Source organism: Candidatus Uabimicrobium helgolandensis, from assembly GCF_041508025.1.
GTDB classification, from domain to species: Bacteria; Planctomycetota; Uabimicrobiia; order Uabimicrobiales; family Uabimicrobiaceae; genus Uabimicrobium; species Uabimicrobium helgolandensis.
In genome coordinates this window covers 6,823,764-6,848,155 of record NZ_CP165719.1, presented here as the reverse complement: position 1 = coordinate 6,848,155, position 24,392 = coordinate 6,823,764, and the positions used below count along the sequence as shown (strand labels likewise).

At 34.9% G+C, this 24,392-nt stretch carries 24 protein-coding genes; 7 read left to right on the top strand and 17 right to left on the bottom strand.

The features are described 5' to 3' along the window. Positions 1-63: 63 nt before the first annotated feature. Positions 64-3,102 carry a serine/threonine-protein kinase gene (locus tag UABHE_RS25470; RefSeq protein ID WP_372366127.1) on the bottom strand — a complete coding sequence of 1,013 codons (3,039 nt, stop codon included), beginning with the start codon at positions 3,100-3,102 and terminating at the stop codon, positions 64-66. 333 nt (positions 3,103-3,435) lie between these two features. Here UABHE_RS25470 and UABHE_RS25465 point away from each other — a divergent pair, with 333 nt between their 5' ends. Then, positions 3,436-4,575 (top strand): hypothetical protein, encoded by a 1,140-nt coding sequence (locus UABHE_RS25465; protein ID WP_372366126.1) that lies wholly within the window; start codon positions 3,436-3,438, stop codon positions 4,573-4,575. Positions 4,576-4,648: 73 nt separating this feature from the next. Here UABHE_RS25465 and UABHE_RS25460 read toward each other — a convergent pair whose 3' ends face one another. After that, positions 4,649-5,254 carry a TetR/AcrR family transcriptional regulator gene (locus UABHE_RS25460; RefSeq protein ID WP_372366125.1) on the bottom strand — a complete coding sequence of 202 codons (606 nt, stop codon included), beginning with the start codon at positions 5,252-5,254 and terminating at the stop codon, positions 4,649-4,651. A gap of 169 nt (positions 5,255-5,423) precedes the next feature. Continuing rightward, complete coding sequence (locus UABHE_RS25455) at positions 5,424-6,158, bottom strand: SDR family oxidoreductase (RefSeq protein WP_372366124.1); 735 nt, start codon at positions 6,156-6,158, stop codon at positions 5,424-5,426. A gap of 355 nt (positions 6,159-6,513) precedes the next feature. Between UABHE_RS25455 and UABHE_RS25450 the strand changes: the two genes are divergently transcribed. After that, positions 6,514-7,950: a hypothetical protein gene (locus UABHE_RS25450; RefSeq protein ID WP_372366123.1), complete on the top strand. Its 1,437-nt coding sequence runs from the start codon at positions 6,514-6,516 to the stop codon at positions 7,948-7,950. A 10-nt stretch (positions 7,951-7,960) separates the two neighbouring features. On the opposite strand, the gene UABHE_RS25445 is transcribed toward UABHE_RS25450, so the two are convergent. From UABHE_RS25445 to UABHE_RS25390, 12 genes are all read right to left on the bottom strand, one after another. Beyond that, entirely contained in the window at positions 7,961-8,170 is a 210-nt protein-coding gene (locus tag UABHE_RS25445) for a hypothetical protein (RefSeq protein ID WP_372366122.1), read from the bottom strand. Between the two features lie 84 nt (positions 8,171-8,254). Next, positions 8,255-8,500: a peroxidase gene (locus UABHE_RS25440; RefSeq protein WP_372366121.1), complete on the bottom strand. Its 246-nt coding sequence runs from the start codon at positions 8,498-8,500 to the stop codon at positions 8,255-8,257. A gap of 46 nt (positions 8,501-8,546) precedes the next feature. Continuing rightward, positions 8,547-9,485 carry a cation diffusion facilitator family transporter gene (locus tag UABHE_RS25435; protein ID WP_372366120.1) on the bottom strand — a complete coding sequence of 313 codons (939 nt, stop codon included), beginning with the start codon at positions 9,483-9,485 and terminating at the stop codon, positions 8,547-8,549. 12 nt (positions 9,486-9,497) lie between these two features. Then, entirely contained in the window at positions 9,498-10,352 is an 855-nt protein-coding gene (locus UABHE_RS25430) for a glycerophosphodiester phosphodiesterase family protein (protein WP_372366119.1), read from the bottom strand. Further along, positions 10,352-10,531, bottom strand: a complete 180-nt coding sequence (locus UABHE_RS25425) for a hypothetical protein (RefSeq protein ID WP_372366118.1) — start codon at positions 10,529-10,531, stop codon at positions 10,352-10,354. Before UABHE_RS25425 ends, UABHE_RS25430 begins: the two co-directional genes overlap by 1 nt. 431 nt (positions 10,532-10,962) lie before the next feature. Next, positions 10,963-11,496 (bottom strand): hypothetical protein, encoded by a 534-nt coding sequence (locus UABHE_RS25420; RefSeq protein WP_372366117.1) that lies wholly within the window; start codon positions 11,494-11,496, stop codon positions 10,963-10,965. A 10-nt stretch (positions 11,497-11,506) separates the two neighbouring features. After that, positions 11,507-12,892: an asparagine--tRNA ligase gene (gene asnS, locus UABHE_RS25415; RefSeq protein WP_372366116.1), complete on the bottom strand. Its 1,386-nt coding sequence runs from the start codon at positions 12,890-12,892 to the stop codon at positions 11,507-11,509. A gap of 193 nt (positions 12,893-13,085) precedes the next feature. Continuing rightward, positions 13,086-14,474 carry a dihydrolipoyl dehydrogenase gene (gene lpdA / locus UABHE_RS25410; protein ID WP_372366115.1) on the bottom strand — a complete coding sequence of 463 codons (1,389 nt, stop codon included), beginning with the start codon at positions 14,472-14,474 and terminating at the stop codon, positions 13,086-13,088. Positions 14,475-14,489: 15 nt separating this feature from the next. Continuing rightward, the gene (locus tag UABHE_RS25405; RefSeq protein ID WP_372366114.1) at positions 14,490-15,710 is read right to left on the bottom strand and encodes a pyruvate dehydrogenase complex dihydrolipoamide acetyltransferase; all 1,221 of its coding nucleotides are present in this window, start codon (positions 15,708-15,710) and stop codon (positions 14,490-14,492) included. An 8-nt stretch (positions 15,711-15,718) separates the two neighbouring features. Next, complete coding sequence (locus UABHE_RS25400) at positions 15,719-16,699, bottom strand: pyruvate dehydrogenase complex E1 component subunit beta (protein ID WP_372366113.1); 981 nt, start codon at positions 16,697-16,699, stop codon at positions 15,719-15,721. A 17-nt stretch (positions 16,700-16,716) separates the two neighbouring features. Further along, on the bottom strand, positions 16,717-17,700 hold the full coding sequence (pdhA, locus tag UABHE_RS25395; RefSeq protein ID WP_372366112.1) for a pyruvate dehydrogenase (acetyl-transferring) E1 component subunit alpha: 984 nt from the start codon (positions 17,698-17,700) through the stop codon (positions 16,717-16,719). A 10-nt stretch (positions 17,701-17,710) separates the two neighbouring features. Further along, a complete protein-coding gene (locus UABHE_RS25390; RefSeq protein ID WP_372366111.1) occupies positions 17,711-18,706 on the bottom strand; it encodes a lipoate--protein ligase in 996 nt (331 codons plus the stop codon). Between the two features lie 240 nt (positions 18,707-18,946). Here UABHE_RS25390 and UABHE_RS25385 point away from each other — a divergent pair, with 240 nt between their 5' ends. Continuing rightward, positions 18,947-19,498: a hypothetical protein gene (locus UABHE_RS25385; RefSeq protein ID WP_372366110.1), complete on the top strand. Its 552-nt coding sequence runs from the start codon at positions 18,947-18,949 to the stop codon at positions 19,496-19,498. A gap of 243 nt (positions 19,499-19,741) precedes the next feature. Here UABHE_RS25385 and UABHE_RS25380 read toward each other — a convergent pair whose 3' ends face one another. After that, positions 19,742-20,794, bottom strand: coding sequence for a polysaccharide deacetylase family protein (locus tag UABHE_RS25380; RefSeq protein WP_372366109.1), 1,053 nt, complete (start codon positions 20,792-20,794; stop codon positions 19,742-19,744). A 293-nt stretch (positions 20,795-21,087) separates the two neighbouring features. Here UABHE_RS25380 and UABHE_RS25375 point away from each other — a divergent pair, with 293 nt between their 5' ends. The 3 genes from UABHE_RS25375 (at position 21,088) to UABHE_RS25365 (ending at position 22,465) form a co-directional block, all read left to right on the top strand. Further along, positions 21,088-21,429, top strand: a complete 342-nt coding sequence (locus UABHE_RS25375) for a zinc ribbon domain-containing protein YjdM (protein WP_372366108.1) — start codon at positions 21,088-21,090, stop codon at positions 21,427-21,429. A gap of 353 nt (positions 21,430-21,782) precedes the next feature. Then, on the top strand, positions 21,783-21,977 hold the full coding sequence (locus UABHE_RS25370; protein ID WP_372371680.1) for a four helix bundle protein: 195 nt from the start codon (positions 21,783-21,785) through the stop codon (positions 21,975-21,977). A 122-nt stretch (positions 21,978-22,099) separates the two neighbouring features. Next, positions 22,100-22,465, top strand: coding sequence for a hypothetical protein (locus UABHE_RS25365; protein ID WP_372366107.1), 366 nt, complete (start codon positions 22,100-22,102; stop codon positions 22,463-22,465). On the opposite strand, the gene UABHE_RS25360 is transcribed toward UABHE_RS25365, so the two are convergent. Beyond that, complete coding sequence (locus UABHE_RS25360; protein ID WP_372366106.1) at positions 22,449-23,549, bottom strand: hypothetical protein; 1,101 nt, start codon at positions 23,547-23,549, stop codon at positions 22,449-22,451. The two genes, UABHE_RS25365 and UABHE_RS25360, sit on opposite strands and share 17 nt — an antisense overlap. A gap of 484 nt (positions 23,550-24,033) precedes the next feature. Here UABHE_RS25360 and UABHE_RS25355 point away from each other — a divergent pair, with 484 nt between their 5' ends. Continuing rightward, on the top strand, positions 24,034-24,297 hold the full coding sequence (locus tag UABHE_RS25355) for a hypothetical protein (RefSeq protein WP_372366105.1): 264 nt from the start codon (positions 24,034-24,036) through the stop codon (positions 24,295-24,297). Positions 24,298-24,392: the final 95 nt, after the last annotated feature.

Genomic DNA, 24,392 nt, shown 5'->3' with positions numbered 1-24,392 from the left:
TAATTTTATATTTTTTTTTGAAGGTTACACAAAAAGTTTGACAATCTAAGGTAAGTTAACGTCCTAATCTTCTAGTTTTATCTCCTTCATTTTGCGACCAAAATCCCAAACAAGAATTTTACTGCCAACTGTTATTAATTGATCTAATGATTCAACATAAGCACAATCTAAGATGTTAAATTCTGTATCGAAATCAAGAAGTAAACGGTCTTTCTCAAAATATTTAGAAGATATATCCCAGAAAATAAAATGATTTTCTTTATCTATCGAAACAAGTTTTGCGCCGTCTTGAATAGGTGTAAAACATGTAATATCATATTTATGCCCGTTTAGCTGAAAGTAAGAATATTCGTTTTTTAGCAGTTTATTAAAATTCCATACTTGAATAACCTTTTCGAAAGATATGAGTAGTAAATATTGTTTTCCAACTTTGATAATCTTGATGCGTATATTGTCTCCCTGGTACTTTATTTCAATTTTTTGATATGTCTTTAGTTTTGTATCAAAAACGCAGAGGAAACTTTTTTTTGTAAAAAAGCTGAATGCAAATAATATATAACGTTCTTCTGGACAGATAGTAGCGGTTTTAACAGGGGGAGAGTTGAAGATGGGAAATGAAAAATTATCAATAATTCTTTCTTGTTGCAAGCACCAGATATCTACCTTGAACTGGTTGTAAAGATAAAGTAAGTTATTAAGACGAGCATGAATTATTTCGAAAGCGTGCGGAAAACAATGAGTGATTTTTTCATTATGATTATAAATTTCTCGAGGAGAAGACACTGTATAGAATACCTTATTATTTTTAGGATTTAAAAAGTAATGGTGAAGACGACCAAAAGGTTTTGGAGATAAAAATATCTTTTTAGATTTATGTTCCTTTAAATTGTATACAAATAACTCATTTAGGGCAGAACAGGTGTTGAACGAGTTCTTATTTACAAATACAGACTTTGCACTAATTCCTTCATTCAATTTTTTAGGATTATCAAGGTCGTTATAATTGTAGACAAACATCATTGTTTTACTTATACATAAAATCGTTTCTTGATGAATGATAAAATCAATTAATTTCTGTTTGTTGTGTATTAAGTTTGTTGCGCCTGTTGTTTTGTTGAGAACGAAAATTTTACCTTTTTTACCTAAAGCAAAGACATAGTCTTTACTTGTTCTAATTTTCAAAACCGTAGAAAAAAAATCATTATGTATAACATTTTTTTCTGTAAATGTACGACTGTCCAGAAAAGACAATGCACTTAAAGATGCTACAACTAAAGAGTCAGATTCACGATCATATGCGCTAGCGCAATATTCAGATTTTTGCGAAAAAGTAAAGCGATGGGGATTTTTGTTGGAAAAATCGTGGTAAAAAATATATTCACCATGAGTATAAAACAAGGTATTCTTTTTCTTAGTAAATGATTTTACCACAAAAGATCCTTGATGATGAGAAAGTTGGCTTATTTTTTGTAGGTGGAAGCTATTAATTTTAAAAATGTTGAGCTGCTTATTCCCCGCTAAAAGTAGTGTATCGTTAGAATAAAAATAACAACTAGATTCATTTTGGTAATTCAAAGTGTGACGAAAAAGAGGTTTACATGTTTGTAAATCGTAAACCGTTACAAAATAAGATTTCTCTCCATGTATAATAGCTATTTTATTTGTGTCAAGATTTACTCCTACATTAATAATATTGTGAATAGATATTTTATTTTTTTTTGAAAAATCCCACTTGTAAAATAAGATAGACGAAGATTTTACTAACGCAAAACCATTGTTTAACGATAAAATTTTTTTACCATCAAAGATATTCATTTCTAATTTTTGAGGTGAAATTTTGTTTTGCAACCAATTGATTTCAACTGCATTTTTGGAAGAATAGGATTTTTTTTTAGCATCATCCAAATATTTTTGTGCAGAATTGATTTTTTGCCCTTTTACCGATAGATATGCTAGTTGTAAATCTCTTTTTAAATACAACTGTTCTTTTTCGCGTTGTAGTTTATTTCCTATTTCAATTTTATTTTGTGCAATTTGTAACTGATAATCTTTTGCTTTAAAAGATATATAAAGCAGAAGAATTATAATACACGCTACACAAACTAAAGTTATCGTTAATAATTTATTTCGAATAATTAGTTTCGCTAATTTTTCCATATTGCCAATTGGTTTTGCAGAAACAGGCTTATCATTGATATATTTTTTTAGATCGTTTCCAAGATGAGTCATACTAGGATATCGTTTGTTTGCTTTTTTAGACATACATTTGAAACAGATAGCCTCTAGCTCTTTTGGAACTTTTGGGTTTATAGATCTCAAAGAAATGGGATCATCATGAATAATTTGATAAAATAAATTTACAATTGTACTATTCTGAAAAATGCATTGTGTTGAAATAGCTTCGTAAAGAGTAACACCCAAAGAGTATATATCTGTAGAAAGTGTTAGTTTCTTCCCTTCTATTTGTTCTGGAGACATGTAAATAGGAGTGCCTTTAAATTCGTTGCTCATAGTTTTTGTATCTAATTTCGCAATTCCAAAGTCCATAACAATTGGATTCAAATTACCATCTAACATTATATTTTCAGGTTTTATATCTCGGTGAATAATGCTTTTTTCATGAACAAAGTTTAGTGTATTTGCGATTTTTACAAAAATAGAAGCAAGTTTAAGAAAGTATTCCTTGTTTTTTACCTTTTTACGATGGTTGTATATAAATTGATGTAAAGATATGCCATCTATCAATTCCATAGTAAAAAAGAAAATAGGGGAGTGATAAACCTCAAAAATACGAATAATATTTTGATGGTTGAGTTGTGCAACAACTTTGGCTTCTCTTAATAATTTATTTGAGTTTTGTGTGTCAGGTAGCAAAATGATTTTTAGAGCAACTTTTCTATTTAGATTAGTATCAAGAGCACTATACACCACTCCCATACCTCCGCGACCTATCTCGTGAAGAAGGAGATAGTGATTTATTTTTTTTCCACAATAGAAATCTACTCTTGGATATTTTTCTAAATTTAAGTTCATAGAACAGGGATCATCGTTTTTAGTAATGCCAAAACCGAGTAAATTTCGTATTTCATTTGAATCTCTCATACTTCTCTTTCTTTGTCGCATTGAACAGGGTATACCTCGCATTTACATATTTTTTGATTATATTTGCAGTCAGCGTACAATCAACTACTTTTTTTTGTAAAATGTCAGACAAAAAATCAATTTTTTCCAATAACATAAATTAGAGCAGACACATCCAAATGCAATAGATAACAACCAAGTATCTTATGTAAATATGCCCTATAGGTAGGGCTCAAAAAAACATTTTGAGCGATGACAAACCTTAGTAATATCTTCAAAATCAAAGTGTTATTTCAATTGAAAAGCGCAATAACTACAAAATAAATCTAGAACTAATTATAAATAGGTAAATTTATGTGGAAAACCACTCATTGGTCTCAAATATTAAAAGCTCAAAACGAAAATAACGAAGCACTTGAAAAATTATGCCACGATTACTGGAAACCAGTTTACAAATCTGTACAAAAATATCACAAATTAGATGCTGAAGACTTAACACAAGAGTTTTTTACTCTATTTTTGGAAAATAAATGGATTGAAAGAGCATCAAAAACAAAAGGTAAATTTCGGTCTTTTATACTTGTCGCTTTAACTAGGTTTATCAGGGACAAAACTCAAAAAAAACAAAATGCTTTTGAAAATGAGATAAACTATAACTACGAACATTTAGAAGAACACATGGCAAATGGATTTAATCGTTATTGGACGGAAAAACTATTAGATATTGTTGACTCCCGAATGCATCTAGAATATGAATTTAAAACTGATAGCGATTATTTTATTTTTAAGTCATATTCTCAATACAGTCATCGTGTTTTGTTTGAGCCTTCTTCTCTTGTACGGATAAATGCCCTGCTCAATGAGTTACAAAAAGAAGATGAAAGTATCAATAAACTAAACATTGACAACCTAACAAAGAAGCAAAAATATGAGATCGCATCAACAAAGCTAAATCAAATGATCACAGATAGATATTTTACATATGATGTGCCTGAGGAAAACTACGGTTTTTACAGTATAGATTTGAAGAATCAAGATTGGAATTTTCTAAAAAAACAAATAGAAACCTCTTTTAGCCATTTGATAAAAAATGGAGAGGTAATGCCAAATAAAAAATCAATTCGCCAATGCCTCAACAAGCTTATTTTTGGTGATTTAATTGAAAAATTTCCTAGAGAACTCAAGAAGCCTTCAGCATACAATAATCGAATTTTCTTAGAGGAAGTATTTTCAGATTATGTTGAAAAATACGCACCTCGTCATAATCGAGAATACTTTAGCCGAAAATATAAATCTTTCTGCATGCCTATTTTTAAAGAAAAACCATGCTATTTAACTTTAGCGAAGTATTTTTTTACGACAAAATACCAAATAGAACAAATTTTGAAAAACACTATTGATGTGTATAAGCAAATTATACGAGATGAAGTAGCAAGGTATGTTTGCCCAGAAAATGTATCAGAAGAAATCACTTATTTACAAAATTTAATTTAGAATAGATTTTCTTTACGGCAACTTGATAGAATAGATTTTCTTTGCGGCAGCTGACATAGCTCAGGCCGCGCATTTACCTTGTTTTATCGTTCATATTTTTATCATCAATAAGTGTAAAAATTTGCTCAGTGACTTTTACTAAACTATCGCGATCGTTGTGAATTTTTGCCATGATATTCATACCTTCGAGAAAGCACATGAGCATTTTTGATAGCGTTTGGATGTTTTTTTCAGAGGATATTTCTTGACGTTGTTGTGATGCTTGTAAACAATCGTAGAAAATTTTTTCTTGGGAAAGTAAATGCATTTTGACGCAAGCATTAACTTCTTTGTTAAGTACTTCTTTTTCAGTAACACTATTGACAAGAAAGCAACTCTTGCACCCTTCTTTTGACAAAAAATCAATGCATTTATAAAAAAATGCCTTGATGTTGTCAATACCAAGAGGACTTCTAAGTAGTAATGTTATGTTGTCCTTCATCACTTCCTTTACATAATTTTCAATGCATGCTTTAAACAAGCCATTTTTGTTGACAAACTCTTTGTACATGCTGTGTTTGTTCAAACCTGTTGCTTGCACAAGATCGCTAATAGAAGTGCCGTAAAATCCTTTTTCCCAAAAGACATTCATGGCAGCGTGAAGTACCTCTTCTTTTTGGTATTCTTTTAGTCGCGGCATAATGTTCTCCTTGACAAATACGTTGATTCGTAAATTTTGCGTTATATTATAAATAATTTTGAATCAATGTAATAAGTGACTTGTCAAAATTTGCTTATTGCACACAATGTACAGGCCACTTAGATGTTTATGATAGCGTTTGTTACTAAAATCAAAAACCATAAAAAATCTACTCTGTTGCTTCTATCGCATTCTGTGCGAAGCTTGCATAAGCTTCTCCAAGATTTTTTGCAATAGATCCAGGGAACAGGTGAAAATCTCCTGTTTTTAGAGAGTCAATAATTCCATCGGCGACAAGTGTTGCTGACTCTGCGATGTCAGAAATTCCAGCACTTGCTGCCATATCTGTGGCTATTGGGCCAGGATGCACACTAAGTACATGTGTGTTTTGTTCTTTTAATAGCCCACGCAGCGATTGGGTAATAGAGTAAGATGCTGCTTTTGACGCAGAGTAAATAGCAATATCTGAATATGCTTTAAGAGATACAATTGAATTGAGTTGTACAAGAGCTCCACCACCATTTTTCTTTAGCACTGGGGCGAAAGCCTGAGCGATACGCACTAAACCGTACAAATTGACATCAAATTCGAAATCCAAAGTTTTAATAGCTTCGTCGCTTAATAAATTCACAGTGGTTAGTACACCAGCATTATTAATCAAAATTTCAACATCTTGAGCGTTTTGTGCTGCAGAGGCAATTGTCTCTGGTTTACTAAGGTCAACCTCAATTGCCACAACTTTTTCCCCATGCTTTTCAATCAATTCTTTTGCTGAATCTAACTTACGTACAGCAGCATATACCTTACTAGCACCTTCCTTGATAAAGGCCTCTACAATTGTTTTACCAATACCTCTATTTGCACCTGTTACTAACGCCACTTTATTTTTGATATCGTAACTCATATTTAATTCCTTTTAAAATGATGGTTCTGAAATAGGATAAAGAATACACGTAAATTTATTTTAAAACGATCGTTCTGTAATGTCAAATATAAAATTACGACTTGTTCCAGTTGAAAAAGCTAAATTAGTATACAAATCCTTTAGAGAGTTTTAGATTTGACAATATTGTGTTTGATTTCGGAAAGAACTCAAGCAGTTTATTGAAAAATTACTAGATATTTTGTTGTACAATGTTTAGTATTTTTTATTAAAAATGAATAATACAACTAGATCAAGGTCCTAAATAAGTAACAATAAATCATTTCCGAATATTTCTTTTATAAACGTAGGACTGGTAATGTAAAAAGGATAATACGTGAGATATAAAATGATGAAAAAGAGTGGTGCACTTCAAGAGGGTATTCAGAAAAACGTACCGAGAAGTGCACCGACAAGCATGTCGCAAAACCGACCAATGAAATCGAAACAAGCGTCGGTACAACAACGTCATCGTTTAGTTGTAAATCCAGAAGAGTTCGACCTCTCTGAGCGGATAAAAACGGCAATGTTGCAACAAGACATGGGAATTACTCAGCGAATAAAAAAAGTCATTGACCAAAAACAAAATGCAAATTATGGAGAGGAAAGAAAAATGTGGTCTTATATCATTCCTGAAGGACAAAAAGTTTTAGTTACGACAAAAAAAGGTGACGGGGAAATTATAGAGGGTCCAAAACGCATTTCTCTTTGGGGAAAAAAAGTACAATCATTGCAACAACACATTGCCTACCCTGGAGAGTTTTTGATTGTAAAAAAGCGTGATGGTTCGCAACAGCATCTTATCGGTCCGCAAGAAATGTGGCAAGACCCACGCGTTCATGCGCAAATTCAAAAAGAAGATGCATTACAATTGGCAGGAAAAGAAGCTGTTGTTGTCTATACAAAAAATGAAGAAGGATCTTTAGCGCGTCGTATTGTTTGCGGACCAGAACTTTTTGTTCCAGAACCAGGAGAATGGTTACATACATTTAGTTGGCACGGAGTAATTGATGGCAGCGGTATTAAACAAGCAGGAGGCCTTAAATTTCAAAAATTGTGGTTAATGCCCGATCAGATGTACCATGACGTTGCAGATGTGAGTACAGGGGACGACGTTGTACTAGAAATGAAACTGATGATTTTCTTTGAATTAACAAATGTGGAAAAAATGCTCGATGAAACTCATGATCCAATAGGTGATTTTATTAATGCTGCTAGCTCAGATGTCATTGATTATGTTGGACGATACACATTTGAAGAACTGAAAAACAATACCGATAAATTAAACTTGCTAGAAAGTTATCCGCAACTGACAAACCGAGCGAATCAATGTGGTTATAAAATAAATAAAGTTGTTTACCGTGGTTATGCTACAAGCGAAGCTTTACAAAATATGCATCGTCAAGCGATAGAAACGCGCACTAAATTAAAATTAGAGCGCGAAACTGAAGAGCAACAACAAAAGCTAGCAGATTTAAGACATGAGAGAGAGTATAATCGCTCTATTGAAAGCCGTAAGCAAGAACGAGAGCAAGAAGCGCATGAAATGGAACAGCGCAAACTACGCCATAATCAAGATATTGAAATACAAAAAGAGAAACTAGCTTTACAACAAGACCAAACAAAGCAAGGCCAAGATCAAAAACTACTTTTTTTAACGCAGTTGAAAGATATGGGAGTTGAGTTAACAACTTACTTAACCCAAGATCGTCCTGATAAAGTTATTGAATTACGAGGAAAAGGAACTTCTCCTCATTTACATATTGACGAGTAATGTTACTGGGTTAGGTCATTGTTTCTATTTTTACTCCCAAACCTTCTGCCATTCTGTTGACAAAATTAAAATAAGATGTGATCTGTACAAGATGTAAGATTTCTTCGTCGTTGTAATTAGCATCTAATAGTTTTTGATGGTCTGCAGTGGCAACATTGCTAACTTTGACAGTTAATTTTTTAGCAAAAAGTAGTCCTTGTAATTCTTTGTTAGATATCACTGAACTGTCGAGAAATTTATCACTAAAATCTGTGAATTCTTGCGCAGAACATAATTTACGAAGAGCCTCTCCGTGATGCTCTATTCAGTAATCACAACTATTCCAGCGCGATACACTCACAGCAATCATTTCGCGGAATTTTCGTGATAAAGGTGAGCTTTTGAACATCAATGTTAGATAGAGATTGTAATGGTCAAGCATTGCTTGTGGGTGTAAGCTTTGTAATTGCAGAATATGTGCATTTGCGGCACTACCTAATTTTTTATATACATTTTGTAATTCTTTGCTTACTATAGTTTCTTTAGGAGAAACTGTTTTTATTCTACTCATAATAAAACCTTAAATATTTTTTAGTGACTGGGCCTTATTCCGAACATTAGTGATGATGCTTTCTTTCGTCAACAATAAGTTCTTTGCTATCTGTACATCCATATTCCGCTTGCAGAGTAACATGATTTATCGAAAATTGCGCACATAATAGTTCTTCTACCTGTCTAATATATTGACAAGCTTCGCTGAGTTTCAAATCTTCTTTAAAATCAATGTGCGCTTCTAGGTGAATCTCTTTATCGTTAAGTTGCCATAGATGAACGTGATGAATATTGGCGATGGGTTTTATTTGACAAACTTGCTCTTCAATGGCTTTTATATCAATATTTTGCGGGGCAAACTGCATTAATATCTTTAGTGTTCTAGTGACCAATCCAATAGAAGAGTAAACTAAATAAATGGCAATTAAAACAGATAGTAAACTGTCTACCCAATATACTTGTGCAGTGTATATTGCAATGCCACCAAGAAGCACTGCTACTGAAGTAATCATATCAAAAAACAAATGTAAAGAAGCGGCCTGTATATTCATATTATCTTTAGCTTCTTTGCGCAGAAGCAAAACGCTTCCACCATTAACAGCTATCCCTAAAATAGCTAAAACAATAACCCACATTGAGTCAATTACAACTGGTTCATACAATCTTTCAAAGGCTTCTTTTACTAAAAATAATGCAACACCAATGAGAATAACTGCATTAATAAAAGCCGCCATAATTTCTGCACGTTTGTAGCCAAAAGTAGTTTCAACAGTATATTTTTTTTGTGTTAGACGATTTGCCACATAACTAAGAACTAAAGAAATAACATCGCTTAAATTATGTAATGCATCAGAGATCAAGGATAAGCTACCAGAAATAATTCCACCTACAATTTGCGCCAAAGTGATTGTCGTATTTAGTAGTATGGACAATAATAGTTTTTTACCTTTTAAATCGCCATGGTGGTGATGGTGGCAGTTTCCGTGATGGTGTTCGTGAGCCATGAGTCTCTCCTGTTAGTAACCAAGTTCATCTAGTAAAACATTTATATCTTGTTTAGGGTAGCCATGAAATAAATTCATTGCTAAATCACAACGATCAGTAACAAGTTGCCTAGCACCAAACATATAAAGTAAACGCAATTGCCACGGTTTGTTTATTGTAAAACAATGAGATGTTAATCCTTCTTTATGAATTTGTTTTAAATTTTGCGGCCAACCAATGTAACCAGCAACTCCAATTCCATCGACTTCTCCTTTTGCTTCTTCAACAAATTTGCGAAACGGGCGTTTTTTAGTTTGAAAGTGATTTACCAATAACATACGTGGTAAGGAGATTAACTTCTTAAATTTTTTCATACTCTCTAATTCAAAGGATTGCAAAATAATGTCAGCATTGTTTTTTTCTCGAATATTGAGTTCATCGACAATTTGCTGCTCAATACCACAATACAAAGATGGGGTTTTTGTTTCGATAAATATTCCACATGAAGAATTTGTCATTAGATCTAAAAATTCATTAAAAGTCAAAATTTGCAACTTACAAAATGAGTTTCGTGCCCACTTAGGAGAAATATTATTAAACCAACTTCCTATTTCTAATTGTCGCAATTCTGAAAGAGTAAAACTACCAACGGGATCATCTATGCGCTGTGGAAAAACTTCAGATACATTTGTTGTGCGTTTTAAATTGGGGTCGTGAAATATGATTAAGTGATTGTCTTTTGTTCGTTGAACATCAGTTTCAACATAATGAGGATTCATTTTTATTGCAAGTAAAATAGAAGTGCTTGTATTTTCTGGGGCATAGAAAGAGGCTCCGCGATGAGCAATGATAGTGGTAAGTTTTTCTTTGTGCATTTTGTTATCCATTATAGATTCTTTTGTAAATACTTTTCGATTTTTCGAATAGATTTTATAGTATCTTGCTCTACTGAATCTTGTTCTTTTGTATGCTGGTTTATTACTAAATCGCATTTTTTCAATTTACGAAAAAAGAGTTCTTTATCTACTAAATAACTTTGATCAAAGACAAGCGATGTTCCCTTCATTACTAAAAGCTGCTTGTTGCCAATTGCGACTAAAACCAATAGAACGTTTACTATAACCATAGTACATTTAATAACAAGATGTTTGTTTTTTTGTATTTAAAAAATTGCGTGTGGTTTTGAAAACTTAGTTTGCTATGCCCTCACAAAGGAGTTTACGTATATAAAAAAAACTGAAAAAACACAATTTTAGTTTGAAGCACTGTAATGAAGTGTAGATTGTGCAATTTTGTTTTTTCAGTTTTAATGAACAATAAGTAAATCCTCTGGTGGGAGGACGACTAGAGTAGCCAGGAGGGCATTGCAAACTAGCGTCTTTCCGATATTTCAAGTTAGGGTAAAAATCAATGTTCCAGAGTACTAGTAATCTAAGTGACCCGCCAAAAGTATTTATGGCATTTTTATTCTTTTGATTTCTAGTTTTGCCAGGCCACTTAGACTTCTTTTGTATTTTTCATATTCAAGGCAATAAATACTGCAATTCCAGCCAGAGAAATGAGTTTTTCAGTTATTTTGTGATAAGAACCAAAACCCTCTCGTGCAACATTACGCGCTGCTTCTTCAACGGCAGGATTGTACATAGTTTCTTTCAGTCCGCTCATTGCTGGGCTGATCCACAGATAGGTAAAAAGTATGCTTAAACCTGCAAAAACAATTAGCATTACAGGGACTTGCTTTATCTTTTCACCTTTTTTGAAAGTAAGAATAATTGCCATTATTACAATCACAAAACATACTATCTCTAAAATATGCATCATGTTGAACATCTTATTGGCAATAAAACCAGCAACAATGTCATTACTATATTCGGCAAACAGTGGGTTATTGAATGGTTCAACGCCTGGAGTTGCTTTGTACTCGCGCGCCATAGAAAAAATGCTAATAGCAGATAAAACTTCGGCGATAATTGCTCCGAGCCATAGTCCCAAACTACCGTAATATAAACGATTCAACCAACTATTTTTCATAATGAATTCCTTAAAATTTAGCACTTCCTGGTGTACGTGGAAATGGGACAACATCGCGAATGTTTTCAATTCCAGTTAAATACATAATGAGGCGCTCAAAACCAAGACCAAAACCCGCATGAGGTGTTGTTCCATAACGGCGAATGTCCATATACCACGAATATGTTTCTTCATCTAAGTCGTGCTTGGCCATGTTCTTTTTGAGGACATCAAGGCGTTCTTCTCTTTGTGAACCGCCTATTATTTCGCCTAAACGTGGAACCAAAAGATCCATCGCTGCGACAGTTTTTTCATCATCGTTAACGCGCATATAAAATGCTTTTATATCTCGCGGGTAATCAGTGATGAAAACAGGCTTTTTGTGGTACTCTTCTGTTAAGTAGCGTTCATGCTCTGTTTGAATATCTATTCCCCATTTTACAGGAAAATCAAACGATTTGTTCGCTTTTTCCAAGACTTTAATCGCATCAGTATAGGTCATACGCTCAAAATCAGACTTACATAAGTCTTCTAGGCTTTGAATGATACCTTTTTCTACCCATTTGTTAAAAAACTGCATATCTTCCTCGCAGTTTTCGAGTACATATTTTATTACGTAGCGAATAAATTCTTCTGCGAGATCCATGTTACCTGCTAGATCACAAAAAGCCATTTCAGGCTCAATCATCCAGAATTCGGCTAAATGACGCGCTGTATTGGAGTTTTCTGCGCGAAATGTTGGCCCAAAAGTATATACCTTCGAAAGTGCAGAGGCGAATAGCTCCGCCTCTAATTGTCCTGATACCGTCAAACTGGTTTCTTCAGCAAAAAAATCTTTAGTGTAATCTACTTCTTTTTTTTCGTTCAGAGGTGGATTAATAGCATCTAAAGTTGAAACGCGAAACATTTGTCCAGCTCCTTCGCAATCAGAAGCTGTGATAATAGGTGTATGCAAATAGTAAAATCCGCGTTCATTAAAAAATTTGTTTACCGCAAAAGAAGCTGCATGACGCACGCGGAAAACAGCTCCAAAAGTGTTAGTTCTCGTACGTAGATGTGCTATTGTGCGCAAAAACTCGCGAGAATGACGTTTCTTTTGTAAAGGATAATCACTGTCTGCGACTCCAAAAATCTCTACTTTTTGCGCGTGAACTTCAACTTTTTGTCCCTTGCCAGGAGATTCTTTCAAAAGACCGATTACTTTTACTGACGAACCAGTGCTTGCATTCAAAACATTTTTGTAGCTGTCTATTTCAGAATCTGCTATCACCTGAATACTTGCAAAACACGTCCCATCATTTAGTTCCATAAAGGAAAACTTTTTAGAGTCGCGGCGCGTTCTTACCCAGCCGCAAATAGTAATCTCTTCATCAAATTTTTTCGCTTGTAAAGCGTCTTTAATCGCTGTGTGTTTCATATTTTTTACCTAGAATGAATGATAGAAAAATTATAATACAATTGCTTACGCTAAGTAACCCGCAAAAGTTTGTGAGCCACTTATATACAAAAACGTATGAGTGATACAAAAACTTGCAATTGTAAATAAAAATAGACAGAGTTATAGGGCACACCCTAAACTCTGTCTAATAAGTGAATAAGTCACTTAGGTCTTATGCGTGTATTGGCCAACCTTCGACCGTACGCATCACTTCCATAATAATTTCAGAAAGAGTTGGATGTGCGTGTACCATCGTAGCTAGATCTTCAGGAAGAAGCTCTGCTTTTTTCGCAAGGAGAATTTCATGTATCAGTTCTGTTGCTTGTGCACCTGCAATATGTGCTCCAAGGATTTCTTTGTGTTTAGGATCGAATAAAACCTTCACCATTCCCTCAGGGCAACCAATTGCGACAGACTTTCCAGCACCGCGGTACGGGAAAACAGCTTTTTCGAATTTAATACCTGCCTCTTTTGCAGTGCGTTCATTGTATCCAAAGCTGGCCACTTGTGGCTCGCAGTATACAGCAGATGGAATAAGGAGTGCATCCATTTTCTTATCCGTTTTATGTCCTGCCATATGCTCAACAGCAATTTCACCTTCTTTAGATGCTACATGAGCTAAAAGTGGAGAGTGAATAACGTCGCCTATTGCATAAATGTTTGGTATATTTGTGCGATAGTAATCGCCTACGCGAATAAAACCTTTTTCTGTTTTAATGCCAAGGTTTTCTAAACCTAAATTTTGTGAATTAGGTGCGCGGCCAATAGCAACGAGAACCATATCAGTTTCAATAACGCGTTCTTGTTCGCCTTGTGATACCGTTACATTTACTTTACCGTCTTTTTTCTCTAAGGATTTTGCCATAGTTCCAAGATGAAATTTGACACCACGTTTTTCAAAGGTCTTTTTTATAAATTTGCCGATTTCATCGTCTTCAATAGGCAAAACGCGATCGACAATTTCTACAATTTCAACCTCTACACCAAAAGAGCTCCACACATAAGCGAACTCCATTCCAATAGCGCCGCTTCCTAGGATAAGTAATTTCTTCGGAAGTTTTTTTGTCATGAGTGCACCATTGGAAGTAACAATTGTTTCCTCGTCGATAGGAAAACTAGGTATACTTCTTGGGCTAGATCCAGTTGCAATCATAATGTTTTTGGCCGTGATTTTTTTATTGCCATCAACAGTGACTTGATGAGGACCTGTCAACTTAGCTTCGCCGACGATATAGTCAGCTTTGTTTTTCTTCAACAAAAACGTTATACCACCGGATAAATCAGTAGCGGCTTTACGTGATTTTTCGAAAACTTTAGTATAGTCGAAACCAGAAGTATCAACTTTTAAACCCATGTCTTCAAGATCTTTTATGTGACTGAACATATGAGCTTGATGAATAAGAGCTTTAGAAGGAATACATCCAATATTAAGACAAACCCCTCCAGGTTTATCTTTTTCTATAACTCCTACCTTCATTCCCAGTTGACTAGCGCGAATTCCTGCGACATAACCTCCTGGTCCAGAACCAATAACTAATAAATCATAGTCATATTTTGCCATTGTGAACCCCTTAGTTTATAGCAATACGCGAATAGGATCTTCCATCATATCTTTCAAGTCTTTTAGGAAAGTTGCGCCTACGGCACCATCAATTACACGGTGGTCGCAAGATAGGCAGACTTTCATCATTGGCTTGATTACAATTTGATCATTTGCTGTTACAATAGGGGTCTTTTCTGATTTACCAATGGCAAGAATAGCTGCTCCTGGAGGATTGATGATTGCTGTAAATTCTTCGATGCCAAAAGATCCCAAGTTACTCACTGTAAAAGTCGCGTTTGTATACTCTTGTGGTTGCAAGCGGTTGTTGAGAGCTTTGTCGATAAGTACTTTCATATCTTGATCGATCGCAGCAATCCCTTTGCTTTCACAATTACGTACCACGGGAGTAATAAGCCCATCAGGTTGCGCTACTGCTAAACCAATATCGACTTGACCAAATTGAACAATAGTATCACCTTGCCACGATGCATTTACTTGTGGATGTCTGCGCAGTGCTTCAGCAACAAATTTTACAATGAAAGCATTCATTGAAAGTTTTTCTTTTGCTTTGGCATTGATTTGTTTGCGCGCAGCGATGATATTTTCCATATTAATGGACAATTTCAAGTAGTAATGAGGAGCACCGTATTTAGACTCAGCTAAACGTTGGGCAATAATTTTTCGTTTCTTAGATACTTGAATAACTTGTTCGCGCATTGAAGAGGCAACTTGAGTTGCTGGGCCATCAGCGATAGCTTTCTCTATATCGCGTTTAATAATGCGTCCATTAGGACCTGTTCCGTCTACTGAATTAAGTGGAACGCCTGCTTCTTCAGCCATTTTTCTCGCTAGAGGAGAAGCCTTGATTTTGCCAGAGCGACTTGTTGGTCTCGAACCACTTGTTTGTTTCACCGCTTTAGCAGGTGCTTTTTCTTCCGAAGCTTTTGCGGCTGGTTTTTCTTCTGCTTTAACAGGTGCTTTTTTTGCTTCTTCAATTATAGCGCTGACATCTTCGTCTTTTTCGCCTATAATTGCGATGAGTTGTCCAACAGGAACTTCTGCTCCCTCGTCGACAATTATGCTAAGAAGAGTTCCTTCGTCCATACTTTCGTATTCCATGGTTGCCTTATCGGTTTCCACTTCGCAAAGAACATCACCAGACTTTATTTCATCGCCAACTTTTTTGGACCATTTTACGATTACTCCAGCTTCCATTGTAGGAGAAAGAGCAACCATTTCAATTTTTTCTGCCATGTTTTTCCCTAATCTAAATACATAACTCTTTTGACTGCGTCTACAATTTTTTCTACTGAAGGTTGTGCATGAAGTTCTAGTGTATGGTTATAAGGCATTGGAACGTCTTCAGAGGAAATGAGCTCTACTTCAGCATCTAAATCATCAAAACAATTTTTGGATACCAGCCACGCGATATGCGAACCAACACTTGCAAAAGGCCAAGATTCATCGATTACCACACAGCGATTTGTTTTGCGTACTGATTCATAAATCGCATCTTCATCGAGAGGACGAATGGTACGTAGATCAACTACTTCTGCTGAAATTCCTTGATCTTCTAGTACTTTCACAGCTTCCATAGCTATTCTATATGGTTTTCCATGAACGACGAGAGTAACATCTGTTCCTTCGTTCTTGATGTCGGCAACTCCAAGAGGTATTACGTATTCTTCCTCAGGAACTTCACCTTTCCAACCATACATCAATTCACCTTCCATGAATATGACTGGGTTGTTATCACGAATAGAACTTTTTAGAAGCCCTTTGGCATCGTAAACAGTAGAAGGAACAACTACTTTTAAACCAGGAATATGCGCAAAGTAACTTTGTAGAGCTTGAGAATGCTGTGCCCCTAACCATTCAGCAGGTCCGTTTGGTCCACGAAAAACCATAGGAATGTTAAACTGTCCGCCTGACATATATAGCATCTTTGCTGCACTATTTAATACTTGGTCTAAAGCTTGGATAGAAAAGTTGAATGTCATCCACTCAACAATAGGACGCAGACCCGCCATTGCCGCCCCAATACCGATTCCAGTGAACCCTTCTTCGGTAATTGGTGTATCTACAACGCGGCGATCGCCATATTTTTCCCATAGACCTTGACTTACTTTGTATGCTCCATTGTACTCCGCTACTTCTTCTCCCATAAGAAGAACGCTTTCGTCGCGAGCCATTTCTTCGTCCATCGCCTGGCGCAAAGCTTCGCGAAAAGTAATTTCAGCCATAAAATTTGCCTTTCTAATTATAAAAGAATGTCTTCATACAGTGCGGACAATGGTGGTTCGTCGCTATTTTCCGCAAATTCTACAGATTGTTGGCTCACTTCTTTGCATTCTTTGTCCATCGCTGCGTATTCATCTTCTGTTAGAAGCTTGTTTTCGATCATCTCGCTTTTAAGCACTTCAATAGAATCTTTATTTTTGTATTCCTGAAGTTCATCTTTTTCGCGGTATTTTGCAGGGTCACTCATTGAGTGTCCTTGGTAACGGTATGTTCTAATTTCCATAAAAGAAGGTGTTTTTTCTTCTTTTGCTAGCTTCACATATTCCATGGTTTCTTCATAAACATTAAGAACATCCATACCATCAATTTTTTTACCAGGCATGCCGTAAGAATTGGCCATGACAGAAAAATCAGTTACAGAAGAAACGCGTGAGTGAGCTGTTCCCATACCATATAAGTTATTTTCGCAAATGAAAATGATAGGTAAATTCCAAATTTTTGCCATATTAAGCGTTTCGTGGAAAGCGCCTTGGTGAATAGCACCATCACCAAAATAAACAAGAACAACACCTGTTTCTTTGTTGTAGTTTATTTTAAAAGCAAACCCTGCTGCTAAAGGCAAGTGAGCACCAACAATTCCATGTCCACCTAGCATGTGTTTTTCTTTATCGAAAAAGTGCATAGAACCACCTTTTCCACCGACGCAGCCAGTCGCTTTACCATAGAGCTCTGCCATGAGACTATTTGGATGCATACCACAAGAAATTGCGTGTCCGTGATCGCGATAAGCAGTCATTACGTAATCAGTAGAAAGATCCAAGGTTGCAATAGTTCCGACGCATGTTGCTTCTTGCCCAATATATAAGTGGCAAAATCCACCAATTTTTCGCTTGCGATACATTTTGCCTGTTAGTTCTTCAAAACGCCGAATTAACAACATTTCTTTGAGTAACTTTAACAAAAAATCGCGATCATATTCTTTTATGTTTTTTCTCTTTGTCATAACATTCACCTTAAAAGCCTTTTGTAGATAGCCACGAAGCAAGATCATTTACCATTGATTCACGGACTGAACCGTTTTTCTGTCCGTAGTCTCGTACTTTATCTGCTATCTTTTCGGAGTGAAAGGATACTCCCTCCATTACACCAGGTAAATCTTCAATGAATTCTTCATCCATCGCATCAGAATAAATTGTTGCTTGGGTAATTTTTCCATGCTCTAGATGTAGGCCAATCTCAACACCACCCCAAGGAAATCTCGTATCTAAAGTAATGTCGAATTTAGGCGATTCACCATAACGCCACTCCCAAGAAGTATATTTTTCTTCCAGTTGAGCGATTTTTTCTTGGTCTAAACTATTGACATCTAGGTTTTGCGAATTTCCTTCGTAGATTTGCGAGAAAGAATCAACAAGCGCTTCTTTCATCGTGTCAATAGTTAAACTAGGAACGTATTTGGTAAGGTTGGCGACTCTTGCTTGGACGGATTTTATTCCTTTGGATTCAATTTTTTCTTTCGAAACTTGCAGATATCTAGAAAGTTTACCAAGATCAGCATCAACCATAATCGTTCCATGATGAAAAGCTTTTTTAGAACGTAGGTAAAAAGCATTACCCGAAAACTTTTTATCTTCAACTACTAAGTCATTGCGTCCGCTAAATTTTGCAGATATTCCAACATTTTGTACAGCTGAAAGAATAACTTGTAATTGTTTTTCTAAGTTATAGAATTGACGATCAACAAGAAATGTAAAATTCAAATTTCCTGTGTCGTGGAAAACGGCTCCTCCACCTGAAAGCCTACGTGCCAATTTACCGTTTTCTTCTTCCAGTAATTTAGTTTGGCATTCGCGCCAGGCGTTTTGATGTTTTCCAATGACAACCGTATTTTGATTTTGCCACAAATACAAAATACATTCATTCGCGCGCAAATTTCGCAGCAAATGTTCTTCTATGGCTAGATTTTTCCACGGATCTAATCCAGCACCTAGTACGATTGTTGTATCCATGTGTTTAACCTTCAAAATAGTTTATTTGCGCTAATTATATTTGACTGAGAACATCAAAGCAAAAGAAAATTTTACTGCTATTCTAAAAACAGCAACAGTTCCTATTTATGTTTCCCATAATTCGGTACTTTTAATAAACTCATTACTTTAAAAAGTAGTAAAGTCTTATGCACTTCTAAAGCAACTACTTTTTGAAAAAAATCAAATTTTGTAAAATATTAGACAATGATAGGTTTATATATGGAAAAAACCAAAACCCAAGCAAAGTGCGCAAATTGCAACAGTACATTTTATGTTCCGCACCATCTACTAAATCAAAAGCGCCCTTGCCCTACATGCAAAAAAATATTACTTTTGAGTACTACTCCTATACCAAAAGTACCAATAATGATACTTGTTTATAGTGGTATATTCTTTTTATTAACTATTTTATTTATGTTAGTTTGGTTATCAATGGTAATGCAAGTTATGCGCAGTGGAGGAAGTGGTATTGTTCCAACAATCGCGATAGGTGTTGTTGTTCTAAGCACATTAGTTTTTATATCTCTAAGTCTCATGCAGGGAAAGATCTTCGCGCGCTATGGTTTGTATTTATTTATGACCATAAATACCTGTGGCGCTGTTTGGCAACATCAACAGCTACAATTATACAAAGCACTGAATATGATAAGTGATGTAGAGTTGCACCAAGAAATTGTACTTCTATTTTCAATACAAATAAGTTTTTTGCTTCTTGTTTATACACCGCTTTTACTCATTTTGCGTAGAGAAAGAAATAAAAAAAGCGCATAAAATAGCCCAGGAATTTTAAAAAAAGATAAAAAAATTTGCCATAACTCATAATATGTATCAAAATTTAAATAGCGGTAGGTATGCAAGGTATACTAACATAGAAACGTTAAACATCAGTATGCCCTAATAAAAAAAAGAAAAAATTATAGAAATAGTTGTATTTATTTGGTTAAGGTTTAGGAGTATATCTTTGTCTAAGATATACTCCTTTTTTTGTAATGTGAGAGTTATGTTTTAGTACTGTTACTCACACTTGCAAACATTGTGAAGATTTTTCAATTTAGCTGAACGTTGGAATTTTTCGCCGTGAAAAATTTCTTTTAAAATAGCAACATATTCATCGTAAACATCTTCTGCTTTAAAAGAAGGATTCCAATTCATTTGCTCGCGTTGCCACTTGCGCAAAGATGTAAAATCAATAACTTTTATATTTTCATCGGCAATAACTTGTTTTAATTCAGGGTCACAAAAAATCTCAATATCAAGTTGGCGTGTTTTTGCCGAACCAGTTATACGTGATAATTCTTCACCGTTTACCGCAGGGTGAATGTAGATTTCTGTTACGCCTGGAGAAAGGTTTTTTAGCAAGTCGACAAAATACTGTTTGCGTCCTTTAGGGTCTTTTGGCTCTTGGCCAGCACCGATCACTAAATCGTCAAGAACAGCAAAACCTTTTTCGCGCAGAGGCTCCATTCCTTCGATAAAAGGCATGCGAAACGGTAATCCAAATTCGTAAGAATAAGCATAAGCCGCCGCTAAAAGTTCTACACGAAAAGAAGCAACACCATACAAGGATCCCATATGCGAATCAAAGTGTGAAAGATCAACACCAAGATCAAGAGCTTTTTTTAACTGTGCGCGTACTTCTGCCTTAACATCTTCGACATCAGCGTAAGCTTCTACATCTAATGTACCAGGCCACATATAGCCTTTTTCGTCAACAAGAGAACTTTTTCCACCCCAAGGACTACGACTTACTGGAGCCCAACGATAACGTTTCCATTCACTAGTCAAAGCAACGTGAACACCAATATTTTTCATATTGTTTTTTTTCACGTACTCAACTGCTTCAAGAACCCAAGGGCAAGGCATCATCATAGTTGCAGAACTAACAATACCTGCTTCTAACACTTTTTGTGTACCTAAATTTTCTGCATGACACATGCCAAAATCATCAGCATTTAAAATCACCACCTTAGCATCAGAATCATAACCTAAAGCTTCCGCTAAAGTTTGTGGTTTTTCTTGCGCAAAAAGAACTGCGCAGCACACAAAAACACAAACAAAATACTTCATAATTAAAACTCCCCTGTTTAAGACTCGTTTGTTTACAATTTTAAATTGTCTGGATAGATTTTTTGAAAATTGTGTATGTAAAACAAGCCTATTGACTGTAAGTTTTTTACATAACGCCCAAGACCCAGCCGTTTTCTAGCGAGTCTAGGAAAACTTATTATACACATTTCAGCCAATACCATCAACTTAGTTTTGAAAGTGAAATTGTGTAAAGCAGGTAAAATATTTATGTTAGAATGCTTATTATCAAAAGATATTCTATTTACTAGAAACAAAAACATAAGGAAACAGTAATGTCAGAAATACCTAAATGTAGAAAATGCAACTCGGAATATGTATACGAAGATCGCGATATGTATATTTGCCCAGAATGTGCACACGAATGGTTTGTAAAAGAAGAAAATAACAACAATGCTGATGAAGATGTAGTAAAAGACGCGCACGGTAATACCTTGTCTGACGGTGACACAATTACTGTAATCAAAGATTTAAAAGTTAAAGGCTCTTCTGCTGTTGTAAAAGTAGGCACAAAAGTTAAAAATATTCGCATAGTTGATGGAGATCATGACATTGATTGCAAGATCAGTGGTATTGGTGCTATGAAATTAAAATCTGAATTTGTGAAAAAAATATAAACTTATTTTAGAAATCAAGGACAGCAACAGTATTGAAATTTCTCTAAATTCAGCTGGATTGTATATTTGGTTTAGCAGTATTCAAATTATTGGCGAAAATTAGTACATAGTGTTTGTATAAAATAACCCAAGTTGCGACCTATAAAAGTTGTCGTACAGTCTGGTATAATTACTCTTACAAATTCGATGTGCGCGGTTCGAATCTCGTGAGACGCAGTCGTGGCACATGGCACGAAGTAAGGGTAATGCAATGAATTTTAATCATGAAAAATTAGATGTATATCAAGTATCACTAGAATATACAAAAGAAACATTTAATGTGATGGAGAAAATGCCATCAGGTTACAGTTAATATAGCAGAAGGCAATGCCAAATTTAGCAAAAAAGAGAAAGCAAGGTTTTTCTCTATAGTAAGAGCATCAGCAGATGAATGTAGTGCAGTATTCGATGTTGCCAAGATAGCCCAAATAATAGACTCAAAAGAAAAAGAGAAAATCAAAAAACTACTCTATAGAATAATTTGTATGCTTTCAAAGTTAATAGTCTAATTTTCGCACATGGAATATCGATCCACGACCACGAACCTCAAAAATCGAATTGCACACATCGTTTTTTTATACTGTTATAACGACTCTTCTCTTAAAGTAGGAAAAACAAGAAGGAGAAAGTCATGGAAAAAGAAATTATAATTGTTTTCTGTATATGTGATGAGATAACACAAGCACTCAAGATCGTAGAATATCCTCAAGTTAAAATGACTAATTCAGAAATTATGACAACAGCATTAGTTTCTATGCTCTACTTTTCTGGCAACTTTGAAAAAGGACGAAACTTTTTAGCTGAACATGGCTACATCAAAAAAATGCTAAGTAAAAGTCGTTTCAATCGCCGCATACGTGCTATTGGTGAAAGTGTATGGCTTTCTCTTTTTCATTTGTTTGCTGAAATTAGTAAGGGAAACAATCTGCGAGATTATATCATAGATAGTTTCCCTATTCCGGTAAAATGCCTAAGATTTTTTACTTTGCATAGATAGAAGAAGCTTCCACTTTAGCGCTTGCTACTTTTTTTGATGTTTTAGGATCAATAAAAACTACTTCATCATCCAGTACAATTGCCAGTAGTCCATTGTTAAAAGCCATTCCACCAACAAGTTTCGCGCCAAACTTCGCGATTTTAATTTCTGTAGATTTAAAGTTCTTTGCGTTTACAAGTGTTACGGACCTACCGTACTCTCTATAAATAGCAAAAAAACCTTTTCCAGAAGCTATTTCAGAGCTAGCGTTACTACCCCTAATTTCTTTTATTTTTGTTGGCGCATTTGGGTCAATAAATCGAAGTACATTATCCTCAACACCTATAACAGCAAATAATCCATTCCCAAATACAATATCCCTAACTTTTTCCTCTTTTGAGAGTATAACTCTAATTGGTTTTTGTAAATTATCTTCTTTTAATAAAACAACACTCTTACTACAACATACAGCAAAAAAACCGCTCCCAAAAGCTATGGAGCGAGATGAGGAACTACCTACTAGCTCGCCAATATTAACCTCTATAGGAGTTTGCGGAGATTTAGGATCAATAAAGACAATAATATCTTTTAGATAACCACAAGCCGTCGCAAAAAACTTGCTGCCAAATACTATATCGGTTGGCCCTTTGGCATTTGTAAATTTGACTTCTATAGACGTTTTGGGATTATTTGAATCAATAAGAGAAACATTGTTACTGTGGATATTTGCAATGGCAAAAAATTTATTGCCATATGCTATAGCATACGGACTTTTAGCATTTGCAAGCTTAACTTCTACAGGATTTCGAGGGTCATTCAAATTTATCATTGTTGCATTGTGAGTACGTAGATTTGCTGTTGCAAAAAAATCATTACCATAAGCTACATCTCTTGTATTTTTAGCGTTTACAAGCTTTTCTACATCAATCCTAAAAGAAGAATATGGTTCTTTAGGATCAATCAACGTTACATAGTTTTTACGAACATTAGTAGCGAGAAATAGTGGCTTTAATTCACTAATATCTTTTTTCTTTTCGCAACCCAACATCAAACTAAATAGTAAAAAACAAAAAATTGTCCGCAAAACGTTTTTTTTGAGTATCATAAGACTTTCCAAAATAGAAGTTTTGTTTGTAATCGTTTTATCTTACTTATTATAAAAATAATATCGTATTTTTTTTCATTCCTTGCACCAATAAAGCAATTCAAGAGAAAATCTGCTAAAATCAACTTTACTGTTTTACACTGTTTCTAAACCAAGAGTTGGTGATAGATCAAGTTATTTTAGGAACCACTTTCTCTACAATTTTTTACGTTGATGAGCAATATAATGTCGACACGTCCGACGAAAATCGACTAAATAAATATCAAGCAAAAAAACAGAAGGGAATTTTTGTGGGTAAAGAGTTCACGTCGAAAAAGCTGCTTTACCATCAAGTCATGTTACCATAAAGTAGATAACGTTTATATAAGAAAAAACGCGTAGATATTCCTAACCCAAGTTGCGACCTATAAAAGTTGTCGTATAGTCTGGTATTACTCTTACAAATTCGATGTGCGCGGTTCGAATCTCGTGAGACATCAAAAAAATGCTAAGTAAAAGTCGTTTCAATCGCCGCATACGTGCTATTGGTGAAAGTGTATGGCTTTCTCTTTTTCATTTGTTTGCTGAAATTAGTAAGCGAAACAATCTGCGAGATTATATCATAGATAGTTTTCCTATTCCGGTCTGTGACAATATTCGCATTAGTCGTTGCAAAATATACCGCGGTGTAGATATCTTTAATAACAAACTTGTTGAGAACAACAATTTTGGCTGTTATTGTACCGGCCATTGGCTTTGCTATTGCTAATCCGTAACCATAATAACATAATATACACAAACAAAATCAAACCAAGTAATCTCCACCGCAATTCTATTGATTATAATAAACTAAGTTACTATAAT